Origin of the sequence: Neisseria sp. HMSC078C12, from assembly GCF_001838065.1 — a bacterium.
GTDB lineage: Bacteria > Pseudomonadota > Gammaproteobacteria > Burkholderiales > Neisseriaceae > Neisseria.
On sequence record NZ_KV835591.1, the window covers coordinates 1 to 7,611 of the forward strand.

The following is a 7,611-nucleotide window of genomic DNA, read 5'->3' on the forward strand; positions in this document are numbered from 1 at the left end:
TAGGATTCCGCCCCCTCCCGCAAACGACCCCATAAAGTCAGGGTACTCGCCAGAGGCATTTTCAGAGTGTAGCTCAGGCTTGCGACCTGGAACTTTGTACAGTCGTTTGATCGTAAACTCATTGCCAACATCGGCCATCACAATATCGCCGTGCTTCGGCGTTTTGGATCGGTCGATAATCATAATATCGTCTTTACCGATACCCGCGTCGAGCATGGAATAGCCGCCGGAACGTGCGGCGAAAGTGGCAGACGGATTTGTAATAAGATATTCGTTAAAATCGAGATAGTCAGCAACATACGGCTCCGCCGGAGATGGGAATCCTGCAGGGATTTTCTCGAGAGCATATGGTACCTTTAGGGTTGTACGATTAATTGGGATAAGGCTGCCTTGAGGAAGTCGTGAAGAGGTAATCAGTGCATCAACAGCAGGTATTAGTGATATTGGAATACGCTTTACTGCCGTAGATTCGCCAGATTTACTTTTTCGACCGGCCCCTTCTCTACGACCACCTCGTTTTTTAGGAATTTCATCCATGATGCTATATTTGAATTTGTAACGAAATCATTTTAACAGAAAAAAAACGGCTGTCGCGAATATTCGGACAGCCCGTTCATTATTGAAGAATTGAAATCATAGATTTATATTAATATCAGGTTGCCCTTGTCGTGCATAATAGGATGAAAATCGTGATATTATGTCTTTTAGAAACGGACTGGCTACTTGAATAACAGGGCTATTAAAAGACTCATCTAGCTCTTCTTGAGAATATGTAGAGACTCTTCTAAAATTAATGACAGCTCCATTATTGAAACAACTAGTCTTTGGAAGCCAACAATAATATAAATTTTTTGTATTTTTTTGGTATTTTATTAAGTCATTATCTTGTTGCTTTGAAAGATACTCTTGTGGAGACTCAGGATTACTTTTCAAGTACCTTTTTTTAAGTTTTTTGTCACCATGGCAATTACTAATAAAATAGTCATTAGATAAAATATCTTCAAGCATTTGAATCTCAACCAGTAATGCTCTATCAGTATTGCATTCTCCCCCTTCACGCTCTGCCAAATCACATGCAGGACTCAAAACAATATAAAATTTATTGTTATCTTTATTTTCTAAAATGCACCCTGTATCTACTTTTACTTGATCCTGCTCTAGGCTTGGTAAATGTATATACATTTCATCAGGGTAGCAATTTTCACTGTTTTTATATAATTCATGAATGAGATGATTAAGCGTATAGCGCAGTAAGGCTTTTTCCGTGTTATCTGGATCTTCTTCTGCATAAGAAACCCAATTACTCTTTTCTGAAACTTTTGATTTCGGTGAAATTTTAGGAAGAAGGTGTTTTATAAAAATTTGACTTAGACTTTTTTCAATTTGACCTTTTCCTCCCATTATTTTGGTTAATCCAGTATTGTAAATATCCCAAAATTTATATATAAGCTGTTCATATGTTGCATCTCCTTTTTTAAATACGTCAATTAAAGGAATATCATCTGAGTTATCTGCAACATCTGGCGTTCCAGTATATATTGCTACGGGTATCCGTTTTAAATGCTGTCTTATTACATCCAAAGCCTGATTCCCCTCATCGCCAGAATCAGCTAATTTCATATCGATAATTGCACCATCAAAGTAGGAACTCTCTAATTCTTTTGATGCGGCCTCTATATTGGTATGAGTTACTAACCGAATACACCACCCCTTGTTTTTGTGATCATCATTAAAATCATTTACGGCGTTCTTACAAGATTGCGTCTCTTCATCATTATCTTCGATAAGAATTAACGTCATATTACTCATTTTCATCCCCTTTTGTAGAAAGTCTAAAATAAGCTCCGGTAGTAGATTCTAAAGCTGTAAGTTTCAACCCGTTTCTATCAGCAGCTTCACCTGCAATTGCCAAACCGATACCTGTACCACCCGGTTTAGTGCTAAATTGAGGTTCAAATATAAGATTATCCTCAATAAGATTGGGTTCTATCCCAGGACCTGTATCACGAAAATCTATATAACTTAAGGAATTTTCATTGGTAATAATATTGACCATAATTTCCTTAATGTCAGTATTTTTCTCTGACAGCCAAAAGATGCTATTTTCTATAAGGTTTGTAAATATCGCAGCTATATCCTGTTGCCAAGCTTCTATAATTGCATCTCCATTAATTTCGAATTTAATACCTTTATCTTCCATTTGTTGACGAAATATTGCAAAACAATTAGAAATTTCATTCTCTATAGATAATTGTCGTTTAGCTGGGCGTTTTCCCATGGCAAGAGGGTCTAGTCGTAAAAAGAGGTCAGAAAATGTTTTAGCGTTTGAAACAGTATTGTGTGCAATTGATTCAATTGTTTCTATATGTTCAAAATCATTTGTTTCCTTGTATTTCCTGATAAATCTATCTATTCTAGGAACTTCATTGCGAAAATAATTTAGTGGTCTTCGGCCTTCATGTAAAACCACATTCATAATTTTCCCCAAAGTTGCTTGTCCTTGGTAAGTCGCAATAGCTTGACGGATTTCTTCTACTGTCTGGCTTTTTTCTTCTTCTTCTTTACTGATCAATTCAATAACTTCTTCTGCTGATTTTTCATTCATTCCCCCTGCAATCAATTTTTTATGAACAGTTTGTTTTAAATTATCAAAAGACAAAATCCGATTAAGCTCTTTTTCAACTTTAAGTGCAGGTTTACTCAATCCTGCTTTACGCCTAAAACTGAATCTCCGTATTTCCAGCTCTTTAATTACTTTATTTGTAATCTTCTGCAGTTGTTGATAAGCATTATTATTACGTAAACCATCCCTAGCACTTTTCTCTATTAAATCAGACTTTTCCTCTGACTCAATTAATACGTAACCAATTACTTGGTTACTACCAATTTTCAAAGAGGGGTTTTGAACTCTCTGTTCATTAAGTTTTAACCAATCAAATTCAGGATCTCCAAGAGGCCTGATCCGAAATCCATTGCGATATACCCCAATCCCGTTAGACTTATCAAGTATTTTTCGCGCCTGCAATTTTCCTACATAGTTACCATTATCATCTTTAAGCCCACGGTGAATTAATTGTTCTATTGATTCCTTATCCCTGTCGTAAACACGGATATCAAAGATTAAATCACCACAACCAGTAGGGTCTCCTAAATTAAACGAAATAACTTCTTCTACTGTATTTCTTGCCTTCTGCACAGCATAAGTCAGAGTACCTTTACCATTTGCATGAATTTTCCCTGAAATTTTATAATCAAATAAATCAAAAATAGGATATGGTGTAATGGTCTCTTCTATATCTTCAATACCTTCGAATCCACTGATTTTTAGATAAATATCAAATTCCTTATCTTTTTGATCCACTGCTTTATCCATTAGATTTTGCATAGGAGATATCAGTTTTTTTAATTCAAAATTTAAATCATTAAACTGTTTTTCATTCCATTCTTTGTAATACTCTTCTCCACCTTCAATGGTCAAAGTAGTCCCTGAATGCTCATCAGTCAAATGAGTTTCAACTAAAATCTCAACATCATCTAGGTATTTAGATGTTTCGAAGTCATGCCAATTAACTAAAACAGTTGTTTTTTCTAAATCTTTTGAGACTGTCTCTAGTAATAAGGTAGAACCAAGCATAGATGCAGCATAGCGACCTATCCCTTTACGGCCTTGCATAATTCGACCATCCGGACTTGTTCTGCGTTCAAGCTTATCCGGCGTTGATGGAACCATCCACTTGTTAATCACAGTATCTTGTGACATCCCATGACCATAGTCACGGACAGTAATCTCTATTCTTTTCTCAGGATTGCCACTTATATTTTCTGATGGTTTTTCAGTCGCTTTAAAATGTATTTCCACAGATTCTGAATCCGCATCATAAGCGTTTTTTACAAGCTCAACGATTGCAGCATAACTGTCCTGAATTAAATCTCTACCGATAGTTAATAAATGCCGTCCAGCCGGTCTTATTCTATAAACATTTTCACTCATGCCAATTCTCCTTCAAATTTTCTGCAATCTTTCTTGCCAGTATAACTGGAACAGCATTACCAATCTGCCTAAATGCAGCAGTTCTACTTGGTTTGTCAGTCCCACCTTCAAAATAATAATCATCAGGAAAAGTTTGAAGGCGTGCTGCTTCTCTAGGGGTAATTGATCTATTCTGATATGAATCAGGATGGATATAGTAATGTCCATCTTTAGCAAGATGAGCTAATACCGTATGAGATGCAGATAAATTACCTGCTACAACCTTAAATCTGTCGGCAAATGCAGTTCGATTCTTATGCGTTTTTAGATTTTCAGGCAAATCATTATATTCCATCCTTTTCCCCTCTCTGCTCCATAGATCCGTTACCAAACGATATATTTTAGAGTCTTGTTGATTGAGTGGTCGTGCAATATGCCATGTAACAGGAATATCATTGTTTTTTATGCCTGAATCATGCAGCCACTTACCAGTATACTTCTTCATTTTACAAGGACGAACACTTCCCTCACCTGCATGGATTGCAGGAAGATCAGTAAATATTTCATTAACTAATACATTTGGTTTATCAATCTCTAATTGAGGATAGAATCCGGTTTGATGACCTCTTCTACCAACTAGTATGATTCTTTTGCGAGCTTGCAGAGCACCATAATCATTTGCATTAAGTATGCGATATTCAGTCTCGTAACCTAATTTTTTAAAAAGGTTCCTCATCTCTTGAAAATAATAATTGCCATTAGCATCTTTTGCAGACAGAAGTCCTAATACATTTTCAAAAACAAAGTATTTAGGTTGGTAGCGTTGAAGAAATTCTCCGTAAAACTTATATAAATAGTTACGTTTATCACCAAGCATTTTATTAGAATCACATGACCTACCGACAAGAGAATAGGCTTGGCATGGTGGGCCACCTACAATCAAATCAAGAGGTGAGTCTTTAAGTAAATCATCAATCTCATTAAATAAAGTTTTTAAGGTATTCTCTGAGATTTCCATATTAATTACTGTTTTTGTAATATGCTCAGGGATGATTTTATAAAATTCTGTGCGGCTTAATTTTCCATTTAAGTAGTCCACATAAACATCTAGCTTATCTATTGATTTTAACCAATGATAAGCCATACGCGTTTGCAGAGTAAAACAGGCAGCCTTGTCCGATTCAATATGAGCAACGGGCTTAAAACCTGCCTGAATGAACCCTTCGGAAAGTCCGCCAGCGCCAGCAAAAAGATCAAGAAAACGTAAATCTGTCATTATATGCCTGTTAATTCAGAATAATATCAGTCAAATTATCTAAAATAGAATGTAAGTAGAGTAAAGCGCATTATACCAGGTTACCTTTTATAACAGTAGATAACTGATATTTTTGGTACACCTGATCTATGTCGTACCATTACCAAACAGGAGGAAAGGAGCGTGAGAGACTCTAAAAGCTAATCCATACCTTTTCAAGGAGTTGACTCGGATTATGGTGAGTATCTTATATTTATTAGGGTGGATAACGCCTATACGTAAGTCAATATTAGAGGATTAGCGTTCTCATCTCGGCAGGGATATGGTCGGTATGGGCGCTGTCGTGCATGACGCCGGAGATATACGGACGGTCGGGATTACCCTGTACGAAGGACAGCATCACTTCGGTGCCTTCGTGTAAGGGGAAGTGGATGCCGTATTCGGGACCGGCATACGGTTTGGCCAGTCGGACGGGACGGCTTTCCCCGCCCGGACTCCATTCGTCCAAATCAAACGGTAATTTGACGCGGTAGCGGCCCATATCGTCGATATAGGCATAGGTGCAGTTCTCCGCCGCAGTGACCCGTGCCGGTAAGGTACCGTCGATATGCGGACGCGGGGTGGTGCGTTCGGGACGGTAGGCGAGTTGGGCGGGGATGGCGGTAAAGGTATGGCTGTAGGCGCTGTCGCGGCTGCCGCTGTGTTCCATGGAAAGTACCAACCAGCCGTCGGGTGCTTCGGGGAAGGAGACATCGGTTTGGAGCACCTTCATCGGGGTCATGGAGACGACGTTGCCGCTGCCGGCAGCGACGGTTTGACGGCAGAGGTTGGCCTCATTCAACAGGATCGTCTGAACTTGGGCTTCGTCGGTTGTTTTAGGATGAAGGCCCCAGTGCTGCTGTTTGCCCAATAAAACGGTATTGTCGGCTGATTCTTCGGACTGTTTGTTGTCGGTTTCGGCAAAGAGGTCGGTATCGGCACTGCGGTAGTTGTAGTCGGCCGTGCGTATGCCTTCGACAATGGGGTTGTGACGGATGCTGAGGTTGAATAATGCTTCGGTCCCGACACTCTCCAATCCGGCATGGGGGCGGTAGGAAACGGGTAAGCCTTGACTGCGCCGATAGTGTTCGGGACTGTCACCGAAGACGACTACGTCGCCATGTTGTTCATGTTGTTCGAAGGCATACCAGATGCCTTCTTCTTCACACAGACGGTTGATAAAGTCGAAGTCGCTTTCGAGATACTGGGTGACATACTCGCGTACGGTGTAACTGCGGCTTTTTTGGAAACGGTAGTCGACACCGGAGAAGCCGTGGTGTTTGAAGACGGCGGCAACGATGTCGGGGACGGTTTGGTGTTGGAACAGCCGGGAGGTTTGGAAATGTTTTAAAGCCGCGAAACGCGGCTTTAAAACAAAGCGGTAAACGGCTTCATCCTTGGATACCGACAACTTCTCGCATGAGGTGATAATGCCCTGCCATTGCTTCTCTGGGGGGGTCGTCTGAAGCAGACCCGAATGCCCCGGCCACTTCCGACAGTAAACCTTCCTGCGGACGAATCTCAAATGCTGCGCGCTGGTTGAGGTAGGAAGAGAGAGGCTGTGAGGAATCGGTCGAGGTGGCTGTGATTTCAACACGGTAGGCGGTATTAACTGCTTCGGATGCGCTGAAGGAGCGGACTGAAAGTGACGGGAAAAAACGGGCGAAGGTGAGGTGGTAGGATTGGCGGGCGGTTATAAGGGTAATATCCGGCTGACGATGAACACTGTATGGTAACGGGGATAATACCGATGGTAAAGCGAATGGGATAAATGGGGAAAAGGCCGTCTGAACGGTTGAAAAAAGGGATAAAGAGTCATTTCCCCCTGCCCTATTCCACTATTCAGGGAAAAAGTGGTAAATTAAGCAGTCACATTTCTCTTAAAAACCATTGATTTTATACTAAAAATTGGAGTACTATTAACTTACCCTCTAGAGTATCATTAATTCTCATTTAACATATAGGAACAATAAGCGGAATTTCTAGAAGAATAGGAAAAAAGAAAATAATTTATATTATGTTAAATTAATAATACTAGTGTTTTAGCCTATTAATCCCGTTTCTTTTGTTTGTACAATCACTTACAGAATCTAAAAATAAATAAGCTATCTTAAACGGAGAGCTTAGGGAACTTGTTCCAATATAAACACGTGTTCAATTAAGATTTTCACATTTTTCAGTAGGCGCAATTGATATTGTTTCAACTCAGCTATCCTCTTTTTTCTCGTTACCCTTTTCTTTTCATGTCCAAATAAAGTAAGATTCAGTCAACGGATATCAATCTTCATATCACCATCCAATCTCCGGAGTAAAGCCCCCATGGCCGTCAATAAAATCGCCCGTAAAA

General features: G+C 39.7%; 5 protein-coding genes. All 5 read right to left on the minus strand.

Annotated features, from left to right (window positions below; genetic code table 11):
• A partial coding sequence (locus tag HMPREF2596_RS03310) for a LexA family protein (protein ID WP_070849624.1) occupies positions 1-537 on the minus strand: 537 nt, incomplete at its 3' end.
• 96 nt (positions 538-633) lie between these two features.
• Positions 634-1,809 (minus strand): response regulator, encoded by a 1,176-nt coding sequence (locus HMPREF2596_RS03315; RefSeq protein WP_070849630.1) that lies wholly within the window; start codon positions 1,807-1,809, stop codon positions 634-636.
• Positions 1,802-3,991: a sensor histidine kinase gene (locus tag HMPREF2596_RS03320; RefSeq protein WP_070849626.1), complete on the minus strand. Its 2,190-nt coding sequence runs from the start codon at positions 3,989-3,991 to the stop codon at positions 1,802-1,804. The genes HMPREF2596_RS03315 and HMPREF2596_RS03320 overlap by 8 nt, the downstream gene beginning before the upstream one ends.
• On the minus strand, positions 3,984-5,246 hold the full coding sequence (locus HMPREF2596_RS03325) for a DNA cytosine methyltransferase (protein WP_004521118.1): 1,263 nt from the start codon (positions 5,244-5,246) through the stop codon (positions 3,984-3,986). Before HMPREF2596_RS03325 ends, HMPREF2596_RS03320 begins: the two co-directional genes overlap by 8 nt.
• Before the next feature lie 268 nt (positions 5,247-5,514).
• Entirely contained in the window at positions 5,515-6,861 is a 1,347-nt protein-coding gene (locus HMPREF2596_RS03330; RefSeq protein ID WP_168167166.1) for a type VI secretion system Vgr family protein, read from the minus strand.
• Between the last annotated feature and the right edge of the window lie 750 nt (positions 6,862-7,611).

What these genes read in the sequence shown, in the direction of transcription:
- HMPREF2596_RS03325 (WP_004521118.1), bottom strand. Translation starts at nt 5,246, where the DNA reads ATGACAGATTTACGTTTTCTTGATCTTTTTGCTGGCGCTGGCGGACTT.
- HMPREF2596_RS03320 (WP_070849626.1), bottom strand. Translation starts at nt 3,991, where the DNA reads ATGAGTGAAAATGTTTATAGAATAAGACCGGCTGGACGGCATTTATTA.
- HMPREF2596_RS03315 (WP_070849630.1), bottom strand. Translation starts at nt 1,809, where the DNA reads ATGAGTAATATGACGTTAATTCTTATCGAAGATAATGATGAAGAGACG.